The sequence below is a fragment of the Clostridium cavendishii DSM 21758 genome (genome assembly GCF_900141845.1).
GTDB classification, from domain to species: domain Bacteria; phylum Bacillota; class Clostridia; order Clostridiales; family Clostridiaceae; genus Clostridium_AG; species Clostridium_AG cavendishii.
In genome coordinates, this window is record NZ_FQZB01000013.1 from 70,862 (window position 1) to 94,364 (window position 23,503).

Below are 23,503 nucleotides of genomic sequence, written 5' to 3' on the forward strand. Positions count from 1 at the left end.
AATTAATAATATATAGATTCTAATAAATAATCTACGCCATAAATTTTAGAAAAGTCTATAATCTTGAGTAATTTGAGTTTAAAAAATTAATTAGGACCTATATATGTTACAATTTAAAATTTAAATTTACATTAATATACTTGTTAAACATAAAATAAAGACAATATTAAATTTAATTTATAAAAATCATATTACAATTAGAAATTGAATATAAAGTAAGGACCGGTCAATTAACCGATCCTTATTTTATACATATTCATATTTTTATCAAAAATTCATTAAAACTTTTTAAATCTAGCTCATATTGGTAATTTTATTCCAATAAAAAATAAGTTGATTAAAGCTAAATCCACTTTAATCAACTTATTATATTTAAACGCAATAATATGCTTTCTTATGTTTATCTAAATGAGAAATTCTAGCTTCTCTTTCTTCATACTTACCAGGTCCGAACCTTTCATCTAGACTTAAGTATCCAGTCACTCTTGATACACCTTGTATATTAGAACTTCCGCAATTAGTACACTTATGTTCATGATTATGAAGATAAGTTCCACACTCTCTGCAATATCTTATATGAAAGTTTATTCCTAGATAGCTTATATTAGTATTCTTATAAGCATAATTTAATATATCCATTATAGCTTCTCCATTTGGACAATCATCTACTTCAAGATAACTTATATGTCCAGCATTGCAAAGACTATGATATGGAGCCTCTATATCTATTTTTCGTTTAATTGATATTGGATAATAAACAGGAATATGATAGCTATTTGTATAGTAATCTTTATCAGTTACGCCTTTAAGTTTACCAAATATCTTTTGATCTTGTTTTATAAACTTTCCTGAAAGTCCTTCTGCTGGTGTTGCATAAGTACTCCAATTAAGTCTTGTTTCCTCTGTTAATTTATCAGTGTATTCTCTAATATGGGTAACTATTCTAACACCTAATTCTCTAGTTTCCTCATCTTCCCCATGATGCTTACCAGTAAGTGCTATAAGAGTTTCTGCAAGACCTATGAAGCCTATACCCCATGTTCCTTGTTTTAATATTGGCTCAATAGAATCATCTGGTGACAATCCTTCTGACCCTTTCATAAGACCTTGACCAGCCACAAAAGGTAAATCTTTGACTCTTAAATTCTTTAAAACTCCATATCTATGCATTAAAGCTTCCTTTGAAAGTAATAATCTTGCATCTAATAGTTCAAAGAACTTATCTATACTACCCTTAGCTAATATACCTACTCTTGGCATATTTATAGTTACTGGTGCTATATTTCCTCTACCTTTACATCCTGGTTCACCGTTTACGTTTTTCATTAAGTAAGTTCTACATCCCATAGTTGCTGGCATATATCCCTTATCGTAATACTCTTTATTAAAATCTGCATCTATATTCATAAATGTTGGATTCATTCTTTTAGCTGCAACTCTACATGCTAATTCATAAAGGTAGAAATATGGATCGTTAACTTCTCTATTTACGCCTTCCTTAACTCTAAAAATTATATTAGGGAATATTGGTTGCTCACCTTTGCCAAGTCCTCTTTCATATTCTTCTAAAAATACTTCACAAACTAAGGCTGCATCTTCATTCATTGGTATACCTAAATTAATAGAACTAAAAGGAACCTGTGAACCTGCTCTTGAATGCATTGTATTAAGATTATATACAACACCTTGCATAGCTTGATGTACTCTCTCATTAAGCTTCTTTTTAGTAAGCTCTTCTAATCTATCACCTTCTATACCAAGCTCTATATATTCTTCTTTTATTTCCTGCCTTGTAGGCTCAATAAAAATTGACATATCATTATCAAAATCAGGATGTGCCTGACCGCCAAACATATCATTTTGAGTTGATTGAAGAAGTATGCATGAAAGCTCTGCAGCTGTCTCTATTCTTCTTGGTTTATTTATAGTTCCGTATCCTGTATTAAATCCATTTTCAAGCATTTCCCTAGTTGGTATGTGTAAACAATTTGTAGTTAAATTATAACTATCTAAGTCATGATAATAAACATCTCCATTTTCATGAGCTTTAGCTAATTCTTTAGGCATAGAAGCTAAATTATGCCACTTGTTAGATTCTGAAGCAATTCTTAAAAGCTTTGATGAAAAGTTGTTTCCCACATTAGCATTATCTCTATCTGTTTCTACTCCAATTTTACCTATTGCTTTCATAAGATCTGACTTAATTTCTCTAACTCTAGTTCTCTCTTCCCTATAATAAGCATATACACTCGCTACTTCTTTATGCCCATTATCCTTAAGAGCTTTTTCAACAAGATTTTGAATTTCTTCTACTGTAACTTTTTCTTTTTCCGACATCTCTATATAGTTAATAACTCTTTGAACAGTCTCTATAACCTGACTTTCTTTTAAGTTATAACCTACTTCATCTGCAGCTCTTTTAATAGCATTACTTACTTTTTCTGTATTAAAAACAACCTCTCTACCGTCCCTTTTTACAACATCTAGCATATTACTTACCCCCATTACACAATATATGGTACTGACATATTATACTTCACTATATATATATATACCAATTTTAAATACTTCTTTTTTCCTAATTTAATTAATGCTATGTCTTCCATTCTTTAATTTTTAGCTTTTTTTGTGTTTTTTCTAATGTTGACATTGGGCTTTTTTGATTACTTAAACTTGTTAATTATAGGTATGTTTTTTTATTATAAAAGAACCTATTATGAAGTTTTTATTACTTTATTTTATTTATAAAATTCTCAATCTTAACCCCTTGATGTTTAGTCACTTCTAGCTCTTTACTTTTGGACACTCTCATTTTATTAAAACTTATATATAAATATTTTTCTATTAAACTATATCACTATTGATATAGTTATCACTTATGCTATAATTTTATTAAGGCATATTTCAGAAATAACGTGGCAATATATTTATATCCTTGCTACATTATTTCTTTGACTGCACTTAAAAAATGTTTTTAGGAGGATTAAATTTTGCAAAAGATTGCTTTAATTGCAGATAGCGCTTGTGATTTACCACAAGAAATTTTACAAAATTATAATATAAAACTATTACCACTTAGAATAATATATAAGGATACAGAGTTCTTAGACAAAATTAACGTGACACCTGAAGAAATCTATAAAAGATTAGATACAGAAATACCTACAACTTCACTTCCAAGTATGGAATGCATTGAGGATACTTTAGTATCATTAGAACAAGATGGATTTACTCATGTTATTGTAATAACTATATCTAGTGGGTTATCTGGAACTTTTAACTCTGTTAGATTAATGGCTGAAAACCATCCTAAACTTCAAAGCTATATATTTGACTCTAAAATTCTAGGCATTGCTGAAGGTGTTATTGTATTAGAGACAGCTAAACTTATAGCTAAAGGAAAAACTTATGAAGAAATAATAACAATTATTCCAAAAATACAAGAAACCGTATCTATACATTATACACTTGAAACATTAGAGTATTTAAAAAGAGGTGGTCGTATAGGTAGAGTTGCAGGTTCTATAGCTGAAATGCTTAACATAAAACCAATTATAGGCGTTAGCGACGAAGGCGTTTACTATACCCACGCTAAGGCAAGAGGTAGAAAACAATCCTTAAATAAACTTAAAGAGATTCTAAATGAAAATTTAAAAAATCATAAATGTAATGTTTGGATAATTGAAGGTGGCGCTATGGAGGATGCAAAAAAGTTCTTAGATTCTGTTAAGGACTTTGAAAACATAGAGAACTTAGATCTCTCCACAATAAGTCCAGCGTTGGGAGTTCATACTGGTCCTGGACTTATAGGACTCGGAATTCAAAGGTTAAGTTAATCTCATGGACCAATTTAGCTTTCATAACATAGAGGATATTAAAGCAGAAGAAAAACGCCTTTATGATGAATACAAACGTAAATTATCTGAACTAAAAAAGATTCAAAAAGAAAATGAAGCTGTAGGGCAAGTATTTACAAAGGGACTGTTACCACTATATTCATTATATATACTTAGTCTAGGTCCTACGAACGGCAATGATATAGCCAATCAAATAGGCGAACGTACTCAAGGACTTTGGATTCCAAGTACTGGTGGAATTTATCCCCTACTTAAAAAATTTGAAAAACAGGGCTTCATAGTGGGAGAATGGGATGATCCTAAGAAAAAATTTCAAAAAATTTATTCTTTGACTCCATTAGGTTATGAAGAACTTAACAACAAAAAGAATTTACTCCAAGTTAAAATAGAAGAAGCTTTAGAAGTTTTTAAAATAATTTATGGAGACCTGTATTCTTAGTACAGGTCTTTTTTGCATAATATCTTACTCATAAGCTAATAATATTGTTAAATATTATTATGAGGTGATTCTATGAAAGGCAAAGTTTTAGATATTACTCAAAGTGATGCTATAGTCAGTTTAAATGACGGGAGTACTATGGACATATCTTTAAGCAAGCTCCCTATACATATAAACATAGGAGATATGGTAGATATTCCATTTTCGACTTTAGAATCATTAAATAACAACGTATTTAACCATGATACTCTCGGCAATAATAAAATAGTTGATTTTTTTTAACACTTATTGTAAACTTTAATTGTATTTACAAATTAATAGTGTGCTAGGGGTGCCAATTGGCTGAGAGATGGATTATCCATTAACCCTCAAAGTATTGAAAAAATAAATAGTTAATAATTTATTTTGAAATACTATAACCTGATCTGGCTAGTACCAGCGTAGGGAAGCGTTATTCAAATATTTCGTATTCCTTTGGAATGCGTTTTTTTATTTTTATAACAAATATCACCTCTTAGCGCATCAAGGAGGTTTACTATGAACTACTTACAAAAAATCTTTTATGAATTTAGTACTAATTTGTACAAATTCTTTTCCAAACTACCTGAAAATTCACATAAAATCTTTTCTAATCCATTATCGTTAATTACTATATTAGGTTTACTAGTTTTGCTGGTAGTAATTATAAAGACTAAGCATATAAAAATGGATGCTAGACTCATATCAAGGATAGGTATGGCTTTAGCCTTAGCTACTATACTTCATATGTTTAAATTATATCATTTTCCTCAAGGTGGCAGCGTAACACTGGGAAGTATGATACCTATAATACTTATAGCATTTATCTACGGTCCTCTTATAGGCTGCTTAACAGGCCTTTTATTTGGAATTATAAATTTATTTATGAATCCTTATATTTTAACACCTATACAAGTACTTTTTGATTATCCACTACCATTTTTAGCATTAGGTATTGCTGGCTTCTTTAAAAATAAAAAAATGCTTGGAACCTTTTTAGCTATGTTTGGTAGATTTATATGTCATTTCATATCAGGTGTAGCCTTTTTTGGAAATTATGCACCTAAAGGTACTTCGCCTTGGCTTTACTCATTAACTATTAATGCATCATTAATAGGGACTGAAACATTTATTTGCCTAGTTATTATGTATTTCTTACCTATTCAAAGACTTATAAAGCTAAATAGTAAAACAAAAATGGAATCATTTAAAACTGCATAATAAAAAAAGAGATGATAGACTTTAAATCCATCATCTCTTTTTCTACTCTACTATTATAGCAGATACTGGGCATCCTGATTCTGCTTCTTTAGCTTCTGATTGTGCTCCTTCAGGAACTTCACTTTTTATAGTTTTAGCTTTTCCATCATCATCCATTTCAAAACATTCTGGACATATTGATGGACAAAGGCCACATCCAATACAGGTTTCTTTATCAACTTTAGCTTGCATATGACTCACTCCTTTTTTTATCTCATTAACCAATTTTATTATATCCATATTTAAATTTAATATTTATAAATTCTGCAATATTTTAAAAAAAGTAAATTACGAACTTTTATTTAATTACTTTTAAAATTTTAATATCATAAATCATCTATATAATTTAATTGATAAAATCAAAAAGTAACTTGATTAAATTCAAGTTACTTCTTTATGAAATATTAATATAAGCCACCAAATAACATTGTATATAATGAATCTTGTGCCACATATTCAGATGCCTTACCCTCTTCAAGAGCTTCTGTTAATTCTATATTAATAGGAAGTTCCGCTATTAATGGTATTCCCAAATATTCTGCATGTTCTTCCGCTGATTTTTTACTGAATATTTTCATCTTAGTTCCACAATCACCACAATTGATATAGGCCATATTTTCTACAACACCTCTAATAGGAACCCCTATCTTCTCAGCCATAATAACTAACTTTTTAACTATCATAGATACCATGTCCTGAGGTGTAGATACTATTATAAGTTCTGTAAGAGGAAAACTTTGCATTACTGTAAGTGCTGTATCCCCTGTTCCTGGTGGCATATCTATTAATAAGTAATCAAGATTTTCCCAAACAGTATCTTGATACATTTGATTTAGCACACCATTTATAACTGGTCCTCTCCAAATAACAGGTTGATCTTCTACAGCAGTTAATAAATTCATTGACATAACTTTTATACCTAAGCTACTTTCAACAGGCATAAATTTAAAATTATTGTTATTATCTATAGGAACCATTTGTGCTCTTTTTTCATTTATTCCAAAAAACCTAGGCATAGATGGTCCTGTAATATCAGCATCTAAAACTCCAACCTTATAACCTTTATTAGCAAGTTGCGTAGCCATTATTCCAGTAACAGTTGACTTTCCAACTCCACCTTTACCACTTATAACACCTATTATATTTTTTATATCGCCATATTTCGGTAATACCTTAACATTAACATTAGTTTTCATAGGCTTTTGCACTTTTGGATTTTCGCCTTTTTTAGTTAATGTTATATTTGAAACTATTTTTTTCTTTTCATTTTTATCTTTATTTAAATCATTACCCATTCTCTCTCTCCTTTATCTCCAATCGTTTGGCATTTTTTCCTCTATACTTGTGGTCCAATTACTATCATAAGTACCAGTTATATAGAATTTTTTTTGCGAATTTTCTTTTCTATTTTCAATAGTAACTATAGATTTATAAGTTTTAGTCTTATATCCATAGTTATTTATAGATACAATTACATCAAAATTTTCCCTATTTTTATTTACAATATCAGCACTCGGAAGTATCTCCTTAAGCCTTCTTTTAAAATCATCAATATCTACTGAAATCATATATTTTGTACACTCAGTATCCCCTAATATGTCAACACCAACCTTAAGTCCATTAACATCCAACTTTGACTTGTTATTTTCTATAACCTTAAGTAAAGAATTATAATAAATATTTTCAAACTCTCTAGGCTTTCTTATAAAAGAAAGATTCTGAATAATATAGTTATCTAATCTTTTAGATATTACATAGCTTTTATTTTCATCATAAAAATTCCCTTGCTTGTTATCATGAAGCCCAGCAACATAACTAAATTTCTTAACATCAGAACCACTATGAATTTCAAATATATAATCAGCCTCTAAACTAGTTTTAGTAGTAGCAGGTTTCCCTGATGAAAGTATATCATAAATATCCTTAATATTATTCTTTTCACTTACTATAAACCTAAAACCTGTATCTCTAGTACTTTGTATAACTACCTTATCAACCTTATTTTGTTTTATATATTCAAAATCGCTATTTTTAAAACCAAGCTTTTGACTAGCTTTATCAATTAAATTACAGCCAGTTAAAGTTGTAGCTACTAAAATAAACACAGTCGCTATTATGATAAATCTCCTAATTTTCACTTTTTAACAATCTCCCTTTAAATTTATCTACGTTGTATAGTATTATTCCTAAAGCAAGTGTAAATATAGCTATAAATTGCGATGTTGTTAAGTTTCCTACATTTCCCCTAGGATCATTTCTTATTATTTCTACTAGGAATCTACCTATACTATAAATAATAAGATATAGACTAAATATTCTACCTTTTTTATCTGTTTTTCTACTATACCATATTAAAAATAATCCTAATAAGAAATCAAAAATCGAAGAATAAATTTGTGTTGGATGCAAATGTACACCAGCTGGCGCTAAGCTTAAACTATCATCAGGAAATACCACTGAAAGTTTACTTGTTGTCTCTGCACCATAACAACAACCTGCTAAAAAACAACCTATTCTTCCAAAACCTTGGGCTATAGCAACTCCTGGAACAACCATATCGAAAATATCTAAAAAACTCCAACTTTTCTTTCTACAATATAAATATACTCCTATAGCTCCTCCTATAATAGCACCATATATAACAAATCCATTTCCAAATTCAATCAATATCTTAGATGGATCTTTTACAATATCACTAAATTCTGTAATTATATATAATATCTTTCCCCCTAGAATACCACATATAACAGCTAATATAGTCATATTAAATATACTGTCTTCATTATAGCCTTTAGACTTAGCTTTTCTACTCAAAATAGACATAGCTACAATTATACCTAATGCTATCATAAGACCGTAACCATACACATTTAGTCCAAATATTTTAATAAGAACTGGTTTCATTAGTACCTCCAAAATTTAATTTAGGCATATAACATATAAAACAATATATTAAAATATATATCTTAGAATATTATTTTTTAAGTATACCTTATTATCCAAATAGGAGAAGCTATCTTAGCTTCTCCTATTTCCTTACATTAAATTATAATACTTATCTATTTCTAAATCAAATTTTATTTACTTTTTTTAAAACTTTCTACAATAACTTTATAAATGGTGTCATAATTCTCCTTATACTTATCTTTATTACATTTAAAACTAATCTTTATTACATTATTTTTTTCTGTTTGAAAATAATATATTGTATTAACAAAATTCTTCTTTCCATCCAAATTATTTGAAAACCTAACTTTATTCATATTAATATCATTTATTTTTTCTTTTGTGTTTTTATAATCTCCATTATCTACAAAAGTATTTTTTTCTTCTTCTATAACCTCAGCAACACTTTTAGGTGTATTAATAACCTGTACGCTCCCAAATATCCCCATATCATCACTCTTAAAGTCATTATCATAAACTATATAATTACCTGGATATTTTTTCTCCTGAGCATTCCATAATGTTGGTATGTTATAAGTATATTTATTATCCATAGCTTCATATTTTTTTAAGTCACTTATATTATTATTCATAAGAGCTACAAACTTCATTTTATTACTAAAAATACTTTCTGAAGCAACTAGCACAATCATTAAACCAATAAGTATAAGAGTAACCTTAAGCTGCTTTTTATTCATAAATTTCTCCATATCTTCTCCCCCATTCATGTTATACGACTTCTTTACTTAATAAAATATATTCTTTTTGCTATTTGTTTATGAATGTTTTTTGTACAAGCTTTATAATTAAAATTAAAAGGAAGTCATTTAATTTGACTTCCCTTTAATTTTATTTCATAGGAATTACTATCATTGAATTTTTGAAATCGTAAAACATTAACCAATATCCTGAATTAGGATCATTAGGATCCTCTGTCCAAGTCACAAAACCAGTTTTCCCACCATAAGGTTGAGAATCCTTATCCTTATTTCCTGGTACTGCATAAATTAAGTATTTAACATTGCCTTCTTCGTCACATTTTAAACCTAATAAAAAGTAGTCTTTCTTCTTTATATATGGATAATAATTTACCATTGGATAATAAACTACTGTATATTTATTATAATTTGTAATATTAAGCATATCATCAATGCTCTTTACAGGTATTCTATACCATTTCGTATTTTTTATATCTGAAGTCATATTAGTCATAGGATCAAAACCTTCTACTACAGCGCCAAAGAAGTCGCCCATAGTTCCTTTTAACTGGATGTCATCTTCTACCACTCTGGTATTATTTATTTCTCTTTCATAATCATCATATTTACTTTCTAAAGTTCTTTCTTGATATTCACCAGTATTATAATCCATATCTTCACTCATAGTATTTGGATTTGCATTATTCATAATATTTGGTTTCATATTGTCCATCATTTGTTGCTGTGCTTCATTCATATCAATTTGCTTTGATTGATCCATAGTGCTTTGTGGTTCTTCCTTAACAATTTTCTTTTCCTGCACCTTCTTAGTCACCTTAACATTTTGAGTAACAGGTTGATTTCCACCTTTAGCACCATCACTAACCATCATCATTTTGTATTTTTTCCAATCATCCTCTGGCTGCTCTCCATTTAAAAATCCGCACATTAAAATTACCATTCTTCCATTAAGCTGTTTACACAAGGCAGCTCCAACTACTTTTTCATAGTTTACCCCAGTACCTCCTATATTGTTTGCCATATGCTCTACTGTGGCTTCAGCCTTTCCTTGTTCATTTATGTTCATATTTCCTAAATTTATATTTTGTTTAGCATCTTTTTTGCTACAAATTAATACCATATGGCATTTATCATAATCATGTTTTAAGTTTTGAGCATAAAATGCTATCTTACATCTGTCGTTTTTAACCTCTATCTTAGCATAACCAGATAAAGGTTTATCTCCTGCTATTGAATGTCCCTTTTCATCCTCTTGAAGTATTATAAAGCTTCTATATAATTTACTGTGTGCCAACTTATGGTCCCTCCGCTTATATTTATTCCTTATATTATATGATGCTCCTTCTAAAATAAGAATTGTTTATACCTTATATATTATTTAAAATTTTTGATTTTGTTACATGCAAAAAAATCACAGAATAATTCTTCTGTGATTTCTAAATAAATATTTGAAGCTTAAAGTTTTATTTCTTCACTTTTAGCTCTTAATTTAATTTTTCATATATTTATTTATTGCATTAGAAAGATTTGCAAACTCCTGAATACTTAAAGTTTCCCCTCTTCTCTTAGGATCTATCTTGGCATCTTCAAAAGCTTTTTCCATAAGTTCTTTACTTAAACTTATACTTTTAACACCATTCCATAAAGTTTTTCTTCTCATATTAAAAGACGCTCTTATAACTTCAAAAAACAATTTTTCATTATCAACTTCTACCGCTGGTTTTTCTAGCTTCTCTAATTTTATAACTGTAGATTCAACTTTTGGTCTAGGTATAAAGCAAGATGGAGCTACTTTTCTCACTATTGAAGTAGTACAGTAATATTGTACTAATAATGAAAGAGCGCCATAATCTTTACAATTTGGTTCTGCATTTATTCTTTCTGCTACTTCCTTCTGAATCATTATTGTAAGTGACTTAAAATTATAACCTTCATTTAATAATTTAGCTATTATAGGTGTAGTAACATAATAAGGAAGGTTTGCAACTAATTTTACACTCTTCTCATCCCCTATTATTTCATTAAAGTCTACCTTTAAAGCATCTTTATGTACTAATTGAAAATTTTGATTTTCCCCAAGTTCTGCTTGTAAGATAGGAATTAAATCTGAATCCAATTCAATAGACACAACTCTCTTTGCTTTTTTTAATATTTGAGCCGTTAGTGTTCCAACTCCAGGACCTATTTCTATAACTAAATCCTCTGAGTTTACATCTGCACCATTTACTATATCCTCAAGTACAGAATCATCTATAAGAAAGTTCTGTCCTAAAGACTTGGAAAATTTAAAATTATACTTTTTTACAAGCTCTTGAGTTTTTACATCTTTAATATCCATTAATTTTCTCCTGCTTCTAATAATTTATCTACTTTTTTTATAGCTTCTACAAACTCGGCTTTTCCTATTCCATAGTTGTTTAGTCTCGATAATAGTTGATTAGCATTTCCATATCCTACCCTAAGCTCTTTTCCAACAAGCTCTCTTCTAAGTTTAGCCTTTGGATCTGCTGAAAGCTTAAAAAATATTAAATCTTGTATATTAAATTCCTCTCTTTTTTCTCCTACTGTAGCTTTTGCTTCTTCCAGCGCTTTTATTATTGCAGCTGGTTCTGCATTTTCAACACCTATATCATCACCCTTAGTGCCTTCTGCTCTAGAAATATAAGCATGCTTTATGCCCTCAACCCTTTTCGATATTATTTTTCTTATCTTTTCTCCAGCAAAATCTGGATCGGTTAAAACTATAACCCCTTTTCTTTTTTGAGCCTCTTTTATTCTATCAATTACTTTTTTATTTATACCAAATCCACCTACAGCAATAACTTCTGCATCAACAGCTTTTTTTACTGCAGTTATATCATCTCTACCTTCTACTACTATAACTTCTTTAATCAAGGTACACAACTCCCTTTCAATACTTTATGACTTTCTAAAAATCCACACTACCTATTTTAATATTATTTACTGAAAAAAGCAAAATAGAGATAACTATTTCGTTATCTCTATTTTTGTAAGTTTAACATTCTCCTGGATAAGCAACAATATATACATTTACCGATCTTACACCCCATGTATTTGCTTCTGACTCTGAATTCATAAACAAATCAATTTTTCTATTCTTAATTAACCCACCAGTATCTTGTGCTATAGCATAACCATAACCTTGAACATAAACCTTCGTTCCTAAAGGAATTACTGAGGGATCTACTGCAATAGTGCTCATCCCATTTAAAACTCTTCTTGGAACTACTCCTGTTGCTGTTATTCCATCACCTGCATAAGCTGTGGCTACCATGGACATTTGCTTTTTATATTTAAGCATATCCCCACCTCTTGAAAGTACCAATGTACTTATAGTTCCCTTAACCAACACCTTATTTTTAGGATCTTTTAATACTTTTTCTCCAACTACCTTCTTGTTCTTTTCTTGTCCATTTTCATAAACTACCTTGTAAGTTACCTCTTTTTCCCCAAGCTCACCTTCTTGGATAAGTTTAGTAACACTCTTATCTAGATTTTCATCTGGATTTACCACTGTATCGAAATCTATTTGTTGTTTTTCACTAACTAGTTTAGTTTCAACTCTTGTAACCTCTACCTGTAAGCCTTCCGTTATTTTTGTATTTACAGCTGGCTCAACTCTGTCTTCTTCATTTAATTTTATTCCTTCTGCTTTCAGCATATCCTTAACATTAGCTTCTGCAGTTTTTATACTTAGTTTCTTTGAATCCACTAAAGCTACAATACTTTTTGCTCTAATTATAGTTATCTTATCATTTTTACCTATTTTACTATTAAGCTCAGGTGTCACCTTATCTTTAGAATCTAAAATTATTTTATTATCCTGAAGTGCACCTTCTACAGTCCCTTTATAAGTCACTATTTCCTTTTCTTTTCCGTCTATATTAACTATCAATGTCTTTTTCATGCTAGCTATAGTAACCATAAGCCCAATCGATACTACTAGGCAGGCTACAACTTTTGCCTTAGGACTTGTTGGAATTTTTTCCGTGAGGTAAGTTCTAAATTTTTTCACCATTTATTTCTCCTCCTTTGGCAGAGTACCATAAAATTATAACCAGTCTGTGACTAATTGTCAAATCGGTAACTCTTGCACACTTAAATTAACTGTTTAATATCAATCCACAGATATGGATTATACTTATTAACGATAGCAATATTAATACTCTAAACAGTCTATAAGATGAGTGTCTTGATAAATGGTCCAAATATATCCTACATTTAAAAATATGCATTCTTTTTTATAATTATTACAAATTTATTTTCCCTGTTTCGTGCACACTTTAAAAGCAATTAATGTATATGACAAAAAAGGAATGGAGTTTGATACCCCATCCATTTTTATTTAATATTAATACTTAAAAACTTTTCTGCATTTTTTAAGAATTGATTATTTATTTCTTCACCTGTCATATTTCTTATCTCAGCAAGTTTATTTATTATATACTCAATATTACTTGATTGGTTTCTCTTACCTCTATTGGGCTCTGGCGCCATATATGGACAATCTGTTTCTACTAACATTCTTTCTAATGGAATATTTTTCGCAACTTCTACTAATTTTTTGGCATTCTTAAAAGTTACCACTCCTGTAAATCCTATATAATAACCTAATTTTATACACTCCTTAGCAAATTCTAAAGAACCTGAAAAGCAATGTATAACTCCAGTAACCTCTGGAAATTCTTTAAGAATCGTTAAAGTATCTGCATGTGCATCCCTATCATGAATTACAACTGGTAGCTTTAAATCTTTAGCTAAAGACATTTGCTTTCTGAAGACTTCTATTTGAACTTCTTTAGGGGGATTTTCATCCCAATAATAATCAAGTCCTATTTCACCTATAGCCTTTACCTTTTCATTCTTTGCCATTTCTTTTATTTCTTCTAAAACACTATCTGTTAATTCATTTGCTTGCTCTGGATGAATACCTACTGCGGCATAAATAAATTCTTTTTCATTTGCTAGTTTAAAAGAAGTTCTAGCCCCTTCTAAACTTGAACCACAATTCAGTATTCCACAAACACCTGAAACTTTTAAATCCTTTAATAATTCTTCTCTATCCTCATCAAATGCTTCATCATCATAATGAGCATGTGTATCAAAAATCTTATACATAAAAATTCACCTCTTTAAAGATTTTATTAATAAATATTACATTACTATAGTTATTTTAGCATATTCATTTATTTTATAATATAATTTAACTAATATTATCTAATCAAAACAATTAAACATATAACTATAAATGTTTTTCTATACAGAAAAAGAGGCATCTTAAAACTAATAAGCTGCCTCTAAAATATATTAATTAGAATCTCCTTGCTACATTTAAAGCCTGTTCAATAGCCTTTTCTTTTATTTCTTGTGACAAAGTCGGATCATAAGCTACGCCTTCTACAAACACTGCCTCAAAATCTGTAACACCTATAAAACTCATTATATCCCTAATATACTTATCTCCATGCTCAACCTTTGACAAATCACCTTTTGAAAATACACTACCACTTGCTTGTATGTGTAAGGCTTTTTTATTTTTTAATAAACCTATAGCCCCTTGCTCCGTATATTTAAAAGTTTTTCCTGCCACACATGTCGTATCTATATAGGCTTTCATCATCGCAGGAACTGCAAAATTCCATAAAGGTGTTACAAAAACATACTTATCAGCTGATACAAATTCATCTGTTAATTCTGCAAATCTAGCTAATTGTTTTTGTTTATCCTGTGTTAATTTAGAAAATTCTTTTCCTTGTGATAACTCATCCCAAGCCTCTAGCATATTCCTATCTATTAATGGTAATTCAATATCATAAACTTCTATTTCCTTAACTTCATCTTGTGGATTAACTCTTTTATATTCCTCTATAAAATTTCTTGCTACAGTTAATGAAAATGATTTATCTTCACTCTTTGGATTAGCTGTTATATATAATATTTTACTCATAAATTAATCTCTCCTTTAATTCTTTTTATAAAGTATAACATATTATCTTAAGCTAAACAATAATAATTATTACTTAATAAATATTTTGCCTCCTTCTTAATAATTTATTGTCTTTTTTGTCACATAACTGACATATTCAAGATGTATATTTATACTTGTAAAGTAGCTAAAGCACTAAATTAATTTTACCCCTTAAAATCAAAAAATATAACCCGTTTTAAAGTCTGTCCCCCTTACACATACTTTAAACGGGTTATATTTATATTCTTTTTTCTTTAAGTCTTTGGACTTCTTCTAATATTTTCTTTTTATCTATTCGTTCAAAAAGAATATCTATCTTATTAAGCCTAACTTCTTTTAGCTCAATAAACTTCCAAGTAGGTTTTTCTATATTTAAAAATCCTCTTATTTTTTCACAAGCAAAAGGCATTATAGGCTCTAATATATTCGACAAATTAGCTATTATCTGAACACATGTATATAATGTATTCTCACATTCTTTCCTATCTTCCTTTAAAGTTATCCATGGCTTCTTATCATCAAAAAATTTATTTGCTTTTTTTACCATAGAAAAAACTTCTTGAATTCCTTCTTTAAAGTTTCCTTTTTCAATATTGTCACCAAAGTTTACATATAATTTAGTTAAATCTCTTTTCCAAGCTAAATTTAATTCACAATTTTTTAGTTCTCCATCTAAATATTTGTGGATAAAACTTAAACTTCTGTTAATAAAATTACCAAAGCCACCTAAAAGTTCTCCATTATGAGTATTTATAAACTCTCGCCATGAAAAATCAGAATCTCTTTTTTCTGCTCCATTAGCTATCAAGAAATATCTTATTGAATCAGCATTATAATTTTCTATAATGTAAGGTACCCATACAGCCCAATTTCTTGAGGTTGAAAACTTTTTACCTTCTAAATTCAAATGTTCAGAAGATATTATTCTAATATTACATTTATCTATTCCAAGTCCAAATAGAAGTGCTGGGAAAATTACTGTATGGAAAGGTATATTATCTTTACCATGAGTGAAATAAACTCTACTTTCATCCGTATTCCAATATTCTTTAAAATCTTGTCCCCTCTCCTCTATACACTTTAAAGATGCAGTAAGATACGCCATAACAGCTTCAATCCAAACATATATCTTCTTACCTTCATAGCCTTCAAGAGGTACATCTACACCCCACTCTAAATCTCGAGTTACAGCTCTGTCTCTAAGACCTTCCCTCAAATATCTCTTAGTTATTTTAATTGCATTATCTCTCCAACCATGATCCTCATCCACAAGCTTTTTAATATCCTCTTGGAATTTTGAAAGTGCAAAAAATAAATGTTTACTCTCTTTGATTACAGGTTCCTGCCCACAAATCTTACATTTTTTATCTATTAAATCTTCTGGATCTAATAGTTCTGAACATTCTTCACATTGATCTCCCCTTGCTACTCCATTACAATGTGGACATATTCCTTCAATATATCTGTCAGGTAAGAACTGCTCACAATGCTCACAATAGTTTTGTTCTATATCCTTTTCATATATAAAACCCTTATTATATAACTCAAGTATAAATTTCTTAACACCCTGATGATGATTAGGAGTATCTGTTTTGGTAAATAAATCATAAGAAAAACCTAGCTTTTCAAAACAAGTTTTAAATTCTGAATGATAAAAGGTGCTTATTTCCTTAGGGCTTTTTCCCTCTTCTCTTGCCCTTATAGAAATTGGGGTACCATGACAGTCTGAACCTGATACAAATACAACTTCATCCCCTTTTGCTCTATGATACCTCGCCAAAACATCAGCAGGTATAAGCGCTGATAATCTCCCTATGTGTAATGAGCCATTAGCATAAGGCCAAGCACTACCTATTATAACTTTCATTTTTTAGCCCCCTCTTATTATAAACTTTATATATTCCCTATAATATTTTTATTTGAAATTGTATATTTTAAGATTAAATGTAAATCTTGTACTCTGTATTATTTAATTTAATGTATTACAAGGAAAGTCAGCTTAAGCTGACCTCCTTACCTATATTATTATCTTACTTGGCTTCCTGTTGGTAATTCACCTGGATTTACTACAAATAATTCTGAATCATCATCTGTTGAAGCTGCAAGTATCATACCTTGTGAAAGTTCTCCTCTTAATTTAACAGGTTTTAAATTAGCAACCAATACTACATTTTTACCTACTAAATCTTCTGGTTTATAGTATTTAGCTATTCCTGATACTACCTGTCTTTCTTCTCCATTTAAATCTATTTTTAATTTTAAAAGCTTCTTAGCTCCCTTTATAGGTTCACAAGCTAATACTTTAACTACTCTTAAATCAAGTTTATCAAAATCATCTATAGTTATTTCTTCTTTTAGTGGAATCATATCTCTTTTCCCATTTGCTTTATCTTGAGCTGCTTTAAGTTCATCAAATTCTTTAATCTTAGCTTCTACATCTATTCTTGGGAAAATTACTGCTCCCTTATTAACTTTTGTTCCAGCAGAAGTTCCATCAAAGCTTGCTAAGCTATTCCATGAAGTAACTTCAGTATTTATTTGCTCGTTAATCTTAACGCTTGTATCTGGTAAGAATGCAGATACTAAAACAGATGCAAATCTTAAGCTTTCAACTAAATTGTATAATACTGTTCCTAATCTTTCCTTCTTAGCTTCATCTTTAGCTAATATCCAAGGAGTTGTTTCATCTATATATTTATTAGCTCTACCTATAAGCTCCCAAATAACTTCTAAGGCTTCTGGCAATTTTAATTTATCTATTGCTTCTTCAACCTTTTTAGGTGTAGCTAAAGCTAAGTTTATAAGTTCATCATCTATATCTTCTTTAGCAGCAGGTGCCTGTATAACTCCATCAAAATATTTATCAACCATTGCTACTGTTCTTGAAAGAAGATTTCCTAAATCATTAGCCAAATCTGAGTTTATCTTCTTTATGAATATTTCATTATTAAATAATCCATCTGAACCAAATGGTATTTCTCTTAATAAGAAATATCTAACAGCATCTACTCCAAAGTGATCTACTAAAACTACTGGATCTACTACATTACCTTTTGATTTTGACATCTTTCCACCATCAACCAAAAGCCAACCATGACCGAATACTTGTTTAGGTAATTCTAAACCTAAAGCCATTAACATTATTGGCCAGTATATAGTATGGAATCTTATTATATCCTTACCTACTAGATGAACATCTGCTGGCCAGAATTTCTTGTATAAATCTTGGTTTTCTGATCCATATCCTAGAGCTGAAATATAGTTTGATAATGCATCTATCCAAACATATACTACGTGCTTATCATCAAATGTTACTGGAATTCCCCAGTTAAAACTTGTTCTTGAAACACAAAGATCTTGAAGACCTGGTCTTAAGAAGTTGTTTAACATTTCATTTTTTCTTGATTCTGGTTGAATAAAATGTGGGTTTTCTTCTATATATTTTATTAATCTATCTGCATATTTACTCATTTTGAAGAAGTAAGCTTCTTCTTGAGCTTTCTCTACTGGTCTTCCACAGTCTGGGCAGTTACCATTTACCAATTGAGTTTCAGTCCAGAAAGATTCACAAGGTGTACAATATAAACCTTCATAAGAAGCCTTGTATATATCTCCTTGATCATATAACTTTTTAAATATATCTTGAACTGCTTTTACATGGTAATCATCAGTAGTTCTTATAAATTTGTCATAACTTATATTCATAACTTTCCAAAGATCTTTTATTCCTGCAACTATTTCATCAACATATTCTTTTGGAGTAACACTTTTTTCTTCTGCTATTCTTTGTATTTTTTGACCATGCTCATCTGTTCCTGTTAAGAACATAACTTCATGACCTGTTAATCTCTTAAATCTTGCTAAGGCATCAGCTGCTACTGTAGTATAAGTGTTTCCTATATGCAATTTTGCTGATGGGTAATAAATTGGCGTAGTAATATAATATGGTTTTTTACACATTTCTAAATTCCTCCTCTTACTTGCAACCACCAAAACGTGGTGCCTTTTTCCTTTTTTAAATATTAAAAAAGTCTCTATGAGAACTATGCTCATAGAGACGTCATTATATACGCGTTACCACTCTAAATTTATATTTATGTTACCATAAATACCTCTGTAAGTGACTTATCTTAAAAATTAATATTTTAAAATGCCATCACCTTGCAATATAACGGTTGCTACCGTATTTTCCTAAAGACTACTCTCTCAGAAAATCTACTCCGAAACCATATTCATAAAGCTTCCCATGGCTAGCTTTCACCTATCCTAGCTCTCTTTTGCACTTTCTACTTTACTACTCTTTTCTTCAATGTATTTCAATTTACTATTATGATATTCCAAATATAGTTATATGTCAATGGTAATTTTAAAATAATAACATAGTAAAAGTTTTATATAAACTCTTTTATGTCTTCTAAATTAACTTTAAAATTTCCTACCTCTTCATTTCCAACTACAAGATCTACCATACTCTTTTTCTTCTCTTGTAATTCATAAATTCTTTCTTCTATGGTGCCTCTAGCTATAAGTCTTATTACTTCTACTTGATTTTTTTGACCTATTCTGTGGGCTCTATCAGTAGCTTGATCTTCCACAGCAGGGTTCCACCAAGGATCATAATGGATTACTACTTCAGCAGATGTTATGTTAAGTCCGGTTCCACCAGCTTTTAGTGATATTAAAAATACATTAGCAGAACCTTCATTAAATTCATTTACCATAGGCAATCTATCTTTAATTTTTGTATCACCATCTAGATATAAATACTTTATCTCATTTTCCAAAAGCTTTTGCCCTATATTTTTAAGTGAAGTAGTAAAACTTGAAAATACTATAACTTTTTTATAATTCTCTTTTGCTTCATTTATTATATCTAAAAGTGCTGTAAGTTTTGAATTCTCCCCGCTATACTCTTCAAATGCTACCTCTGGCATACTACATATTTGCCTAAGTCTTGTTAATGCACCTAAAAATTTAAACTTGTTTTCGTTTATTTGTAAATCGAGTTTTTTAAAGTCCTTTTTTACTGCCTTTGCATATGCTGCATAGAACTTCTTCTGTTTATCATTTAGTTCTATACTTACATTATGCTCTATTTTAGGTGGCAATTCCTTTGCTACCATCGACTTTTCTCTTCTTAGTATAAATGGAGAAACTCTTCTATTAAATTCTTCTAAAGCTTTTGTTTTGCTCTCTTTTACTATTGGTGTTTCATATCTCACTATAAATCTTTTTTTACTTAGTAAATAACCTGGCATTAAAAAGTCAAAGATTGACCACAAATCTCCTAAATTATTTTCAATAGGTGTTCCTGTTAATGCAAATTTATTTTCTGCTTTTAGACTCTTACAAGCTTTTGCATTCATTGAATTAGGATTTTTAATATACTGAGCCTCATCTACTATTATTGTGTTCAAATCCTTACCTGCAAAGGCTTCTTGATCTCTTCTAAGTAACGCATAGGATGTTATAAGCAAGTCATAATCTTTATATGCTTCTATTATTTTTTCTCTATTAGCCTTATTTCCATCTACAACTATTACCCTAAAGTCCTTTAAAAATCTAGTAGCTTCTTCATACCAATTATAAACTAAGGAACTAGGAGCAATTACTAAAGAGGATCCATTTTGTTTTTTAGCATATAAAAAACTTATGGCTTGAAGAGTTTTTCCAAGTCCCATTTCATCTGCTAATATTCCTCCAAAACCATTGTCACTTAAATTTATAAACCAACTAAAAGCTTGTTTTTGATATACTCTAAGAACACTTAGAAGCTCTTTTGGAATACTTGTTTCATTAACTTTATTTAAATCTATTACTTTATTGTCTCCCTTTATAAAAGATAAGCATTCTTCCTTAAGCAAATATTCCTTATACCTAGGTAAAACTATATTATTAAAATTTTTTCTTTTAAAATTAAGTCCATCATATTCTAATAATTCATAAACATTAATAAGTTCATCATCCTGAAGATTTACAAAATCGCCATTAGCTAACCTATAATATTTTTTCTTATTTTTAATTCCTCTAAATATTTCAAATAGCTCTCTTGGATCTACTCCCTCCATTGAAAAATCAAATTCTAAGAGACCTTTTTCATTTAATCTAACATCACCTCTATAAGAACTCTTATTATGTAATTTCATACTTTTAAAGCCTTCAGAATAAAATACTTCTCCTATTTCTCTGAGCTTTGTAGCTCCGATATTTAAAAAGTCAAAAATATGGTCTTCCTGTTCTATAAAAAATTCGTCATCTAAAATTTTAAAGTTTAAAACTTCTAAATATTTTATAGCCCTTCTCTCTCCTATTTTATCCCTTACTACATCATTTTTTATCTTTTGGTTTTTCAATGTAATACTTGTATCACCATAATTAAAAACAGGTTTTACGAATATTATATCCTTCCTTTTATCAACATAAAATTTTATTTTAAGTCTATCTATATCAAATTCTTTTCTTATCCCATCACTAACATTAAGTCTTGCATTAAGATCAATAAGTTCTGGTAAGATTATCTGTTTAACTTTTTCTTTATAATTACTGTCTATATTTATTTTAGTCTTTAAAGCTTCATAAAAAACCTTAAATCTAGCACTCTCCAATTCATCTAAAATATATATAGAATCTTTATAAAAAACAATATCCCCCTTATTACTAAGTAATATTGGTTCATTTGAATCATACGTTAATACATAAGAGTTTATGTTTCTAACTAATTTTATATCTAGCGGAATTCCCCTATTTATATATATAGGAACACTACCATAACTTCTATCATTTATAATAACTTCTATACCTACATCTGCAAAAAGTTCAAATACTCTCTTAACTAATAAATCACTACAAGAAAGCTTACTTTCCTTAATTAAGCTATGCTGTAACAAACTATAATCCACTGTTTGTTTAAATAAACTTTCTTGTTCTATAGCTTCCCTAACAATACTTATGAAGCTTCTATCTCTATTTCCAAAGAAATATTTATAACTTGAATATATAAAATCCCTTATAACTAGCGCTTGTTCCCCATTTTCATAAGCATTAATAAAAGCTTTAATGTCTCGTACCTTATAAGCTTTATCAGCTTCAAGTTTAAACTCTACATTCGCTTTTATCTTTTTTAAGGTATAAAACTCAAGAACAGGTTTTATTTTAAGCTCTACTCTATTTAAAAGATCTTTGTTTGCTTCAATATTCTTAACTAAATTATTAAAATTAAAATCACTTATTTTCTGCTTAATGTTAGATACTTCATCTCTTTTATCTTTTATAAGAGCTGCAATTATATGCTTACATACTCCTCTTCGTCTATAATTATCTTTAAAATACCTACAATCACAATCAAAATAAGTAAATCCTGTTTTATCATTAAATCTTACTTGTACCTTATAGCTATTATCACTACTTCCAGTAACCTTAGCTTCTAAAATATAAGCTTTAATCCCTGTACTATCCCAAGGCTTTACATCCGTTTTAACTGCTATGACTTTATTATCTTCATAAAGTTTTAAACCTCTTTCATATATTAATTCATCTGCGTAATGTATTAATTCACTTTCTTCAAAAAACATGTGTGTTTTCCTCCAAACACATAATTTAAACTATAAATATTATAACCTATTAAATTTAAAATTGGTGAAATATATGCTATAATTTATCCATCGAAATATTCATAAATTCTATTAGGAGTGATTTTGTGAAACTTAATAAACACTATAAGATAAGTATCAATACAGAGAAACTTTATAAAATAAAAGACTATTTAATTAGCAAATTTAAAAAGCTACCTAAAGTAGGAATGAGAAATATCAAAACAGCTTTAGCTGTACTTACTTGTATTTTACTTTTAAAATTAATAGGATTTTCTTATCCATTTTATGCTTGTATAGCTGCAGTAATTTGCATGCAGGATACTGTAAAAAACTCTTATACTGCTGGGAAAAATAGAATGATAGGAACTATTATAGGTGGTATGTTTGGTATGCTATTAGCATATTTAGAAGAATATTTAAATATAGGCTTCTTAAATCCGTTAATAGTGTTTTTAGGGATAATTTCTCTTATATATATAGGAACTGCTTTAAAAAGGCACTCTTCTATTTCTATAAGTTGTATAGTTTTCTTAGCTATTATGGTTAATCTTAGGGATACTACACCTTTTGTTTATAGTATTAATAGAATGTTCGAAACTTTTGTAGGTATAATCGTAGCTATAATTATTAATAAACTCATAGTTCCACAAGATGAACCTGAAAAATCAATTGATTAAAAATTT

The 23,503-nt window shown here is 29.2% G+C and carries 20 protein-coding genes and 1 other annotated feature; of the genes, 5 read left to right on the plus strand and 15 right to left on the minus strand.

Annotated features, from left to right (window positions below):
- Positions 1-372 precede the first annotated feature (372 nt).
- The gene (nrdD, locus tag BUB01_RS15250; protein WP_072989774.1) at positions 373-2,490 is read right to left on the minus strand and encodes an anaerobic ribonucleoside-triphosphate reductase; all 2,118 of its coding nucleotides are present in this window, start codon (positions 2,488-2,490) and stop codon (positions 373-375) included.
- A gap of 500 nt (positions 2,491-2,990) precedes the next feature.
- Between nrdD and BUB01_RS15255 the strand changes: the two genes are divergently transcribed.
- From BUB01_RS15255 to thiT, 4 genes are all read left to right on the plus strand, one after another.
- Entirely contained in the window at positions 2,991-3,836 is an 846-nt protein-coding gene (locus BUB01_RS15255) for a DegV family protein (RefSeq protein WP_072989777.1), read from the plus strand.
- A gap of 4 nt (positions 3,837-3,840) precedes the next feature.
- Positions 3,841-4,296, plus strand: a complete 456-nt coding sequence (locus BUB01_RS15260) for a PadR family transcriptional regulator (protein WP_072989780.1) — start codon at positions 3,841-3,843, stop codon at positions 4,294-4,296.
- Between the two features lie 72 nt (positions 4,297-4,368).
- Entirely contained in the window at positions 4,369-4,578 is a 210-nt protein-coding gene (locus BUB01_RS15265) for a hypothetical protein (protein ID WP_072989783.1), read from the plus strand.
- Positions 4,579-4,833: 255 nt separating this feature from the next.
- The gene (gene thiT, locus BUB01_RS15270) at positions 4,834-5,535 is read left to right on the plus strand and encodes an energy-coupled thiamine transporter ThiT (protein ID WP_072989786.1); all 702 of its coding nucleotides are present in this window, start codon (positions 4,834-4,836) and stop codon (positions 5,533-5,535) included.
- A 42-nt stretch (positions 5,536-5,577) separates the two neighbouring features.
- On the opposite strand, the gene BUB01_RS15275 is transcribed toward thiT, so the two are convergent.
- From BUB01_RS15275 to BUB01_RS15340, 14 genes are all read right to left on the minus strand, one after another.
- Entirely contained in the window at positions 5,578-5,766 is a 189-nt protein-coding gene (locus BUB01_RS15275) for a ferredoxin (RefSeq protein ID WP_072989790.1), read from the minus strand.
- A gap of 212 nt (positions 5,767-5,978) precedes the next feature.
- Positions 5,979-6,770: an Mrp/NBP35 family ATP-binding protein gene (locus tag BUB01_RS15280; protein ID WP_072990187.1), complete on the minus strand. Its 792-nt coding sequence runs from the start codon at positions 6,768-6,770 to the stop codon at positions 5,979-5,981.
- Between the two features lie 111 nt (positions 6,771-6,881).
- Positions 6,882-7,712: a YhfM domain-containing protein gene (locus BUB01_RS15285; protein WP_072989793.1), complete on the minus strand. Its 831-nt coding sequence runs from the start codon at positions 7,710-7,712 to the stop codon at positions 6,882-6,884.
- Positions 7,702-8,478: a prolipoprotein diacylglyceryl transferase gene (locus BUB01_RS15290; RefSeq protein WP_072989796.1), complete on the minus strand. Its 777-nt coding sequence runs from the start codon at positions 8,476-8,478 to the stop codon at positions 7,702-7,704. The genes BUB01_RS15285 and BUB01_RS15290 overlap by 11 nt, the downstream gene beginning before the upstream one ends.
- A gap of 173 nt (positions 8,479-8,651) precedes the next feature.
- Positions 8,652-9,230 carry a hypothetical protein gene (locus BUB01_RS15295; protein WP_084108857.1) on the minus strand — a complete coding sequence of 193 codons (579 nt, stop codon included), beginning with the start codon at positions 9,228-9,230 and terminating at the stop codon, positions 8,652-8,654.
- Between the two features lie 139 nt (positions 9,231-9,369).
- Positions 9,370-10,533, minus strand: coding sequence for a DUF7922 domain-containing protein (locus tag BUB01_RS15300; RefSeq protein ID WP_072989799.1), 1,164 nt, complete (start codon positions 10,531-10,533; stop codon positions 9,370-9,372).
- A gap of 195 nt (positions 10,534-10,728) precedes the next feature.
- Entirely contained in the window at positions 10,729-11,577 is an 849-nt protein-coding gene (rsmA, locus tag BUB01_RS15305; RefSeq protein WP_072989802.1) for a 16S rRNA (adenine(1518)-N(6)/adenine(1519)-N(6))-dimethyltransferase RsmA, read from the minus strand.
- Positions 11,577-12,134: a ribonuclease M5 gene (gene rnmV, locus BUB01_RS15310; protein WP_072989805.1), complete on the minus strand. Its 558-nt coding sequence runs from the start codon at positions 12,132-12,134 to the stop codon at positions 11,577-11,579. The genes rsmA and rnmV overlap by 1 nt, the downstream gene beginning before the upstream one ends.
- A gap of 121 nt (positions 12,135-12,255) precedes the next feature.
- Positions 12,256-13,278 (minus strand): ubiquitin-like domain-containing protein, encoded by a 1,023-nt coding sequence (locus BUB01_RS23835; protein WP_072989808.1) that lies wholly within the window; start codon positions 13,276-13,278, stop codon positions 12,256-12,258.
- A 323-nt stretch (positions 13,279-13,601) separates the two neighbouring features.
- A complete protein-coding gene (locus BUB01_RS15320) occupies positions 13,602-14,378 on the minus strand; it encodes a TatD family hydrolase (protein WP_072989811.1) in 777 nt (258 codons plus the stop codon).
- A gap of 193 nt (positions 14,379-14,571) precedes the next feature.
- Positions 14,572-15,207 carry an FMN-dependent NADH-azoreductase gene (locus BUB01_RS15325; protein WP_072989815.1) on the minus strand — a complete coding sequence of 212 codons (636 nt, stop codon included), beginning with the start codon at positions 15,205-15,207 and terminating at the stop codon, positions 14,572-14,574.
- A gap of 259 nt (positions 15,208-15,466) precedes the next feature.
- Positions 15,467-17,095 carry a methionine--tRNA ligase gene (gene metG / locus BUB01_RS15330; protein ID WP_072989818.1) on the minus strand — a complete coding sequence of 543 codons (1,629 nt, stop codon included), beginning with the start codon at positions 17,093-17,095 and terminating at the stop codon, positions 15,467-15,469.
- A 158-nt stretch (positions 17,096-17,253) separates the two neighbouring features.
- The gene (gene metG, locus BUB01_RS15335; RefSeq protein ID WP_072989821.1) at positions 17,254-19,188 is read right to left on the minus strand and encodes a methionine--tRNA ligase; all 1,935 of its coding nucleotides are present in this window, start codon (positions 19,186-19,188) and stop codon (positions 17,254-17,256) included.
- Positions 19,189-19,278: 90 nt separating this feature from the next.
- Positions 19,279-19,547, minus strand: a binding site (T-box leader).
- Positions 19,548-19,619: 72 nt separating this feature from the next.
- Positions 19,620-22,799 carry a DEAD/DEAH box helicase gene (locus BUB01_RS15340; protein WP_084108860.1) on the minus strand — a complete coding sequence of 1,060 codons (3,180 nt, stop codon included), beginning with the start codon at positions 22,797-22,799 and terminating at the stop codon, positions 19,620-19,622.
- Between the two features lie 125 nt (positions 22,800-22,924).
- Here BUB01_RS15340 and BUB01_RS15345 point away from each other — a divergent pair, with 125 nt between their 5' ends.
- Positions 22,925-23,497, plus strand: coding sequence for an FUSC family protein (locus BUB01_RS15345; RefSeq protein ID WP_242958417.1), 573 nt, complete (start codon positions 22,925-22,927; stop codon positions 23,495-23,497).
- The last annotated feature ends 6 nt before the right edge of the window (positions 23,498-23,503 follow it).

Excerpts from the sequence above, each read along its gene's own strand:
- nrdD (WP_072989774.1), bottom strand. The coding sequence starts at position 2,490 with ATGCTAGATGTTGTAAAAAGGGACGGTAGAGAGGTTGTTTTTAATACA.
- BUB01_RS15260 (WP_072989780.1), top strand. The coding sequence starts at position 3,841 with ATGGACCAATTTAGCTTTCATAACATAGAGGATATTAAAGCAGAAGAA.
- BUB01_RS15265 (WP_072989783.1), top strand. The coding sequence starts at position 4,369 with ATGAAAGGCAAAGTTTTAGATATTACTCAAAGTGATGCTATAGTCAGT.
- thiT (WP_072989786.1), top strand. The coding sequence starts at position 4,834 with ATGAACTACTTACAAAAAATCTTTTATGAATTTAGTACTAATTTGTAC.
- BUB01_RS15275 (WP_072989790.1), bottom strand. The coding sequence starts at position 5,766 with ATGCAAGCTAAAGTTGATAAAGAAACCTGTATTGGATGTGGCCTTTGT.
- BUB01_RS15280 (WP_072990187.1), bottom strand. The coding sequence starts at position 6,770 with ATGAAAACTAATGTTAATGTTAAGGTATTACCGAAATATGGCGATATA.
- BUB01_RS15290 (WP_072989796.1), bottom strand. The coding sequence starts at position 8,478 with ATGAAACCAGTTCTTATTAAAATATTTGGACTAAATGTGTATGGTTAC.
- BUB01_RS15295 (WP_084108857.1), bottom strand. The coding sequence starts at position 9,230 with ATGGAGAAATTTATGAATAAAAAGCAGCTTAAGGTTACTCTTATACTT.
- rsmA (WP_072989802.1), bottom strand. The coding sequence starts at position 11,577 with ATGGATATTAAAGATGTAAAAACTCAAGAGCTTGTAAAAAAGTATAAT.
- BUB01_RS23835 (WP_072989808.1), bottom strand. The coding sequence starts at position 13,278 with ATGGTGAAAAAATTTAGAACTTACCTCACGGAAAAAATTCCAACAAGT.
- BUB01_RS15320 (WP_072989811.1), bottom strand. The coding sequence starts at position 14,378 with ATGTATAAGATTTTTGATACACATGCTCATTATGATGATGAAGCATTT.
- BUB01_RS15325 (WP_072989815.1), bottom strand. The coding sequence starts at position 15,207 with ATGAGTAAAATATTATATATAACAGCTAATCCAAAGAGTGAAGATAAA.
- metG (WP_072989818.1), bottom strand. The coding sequence starts at position 17,095 with ATGAAAGTTATAATAGGTAGTGCTTGGCCTTATGCTAATGGCTCATTA.
- metG (WP_072989821.1), bottom strand. The coding sequence starts at position 19,188 with ATGTGTAAAAAACCATATTATATTACTACGCCAATTTATTACCCATCA.
- BUB01_RS15340 (WP_084108860.1), bottom strand. The coding sequence starts at position 22,799 with ATGTTTTTTGAAGAAAGTGAATTAATACATTACGCAGATGAATTAATA.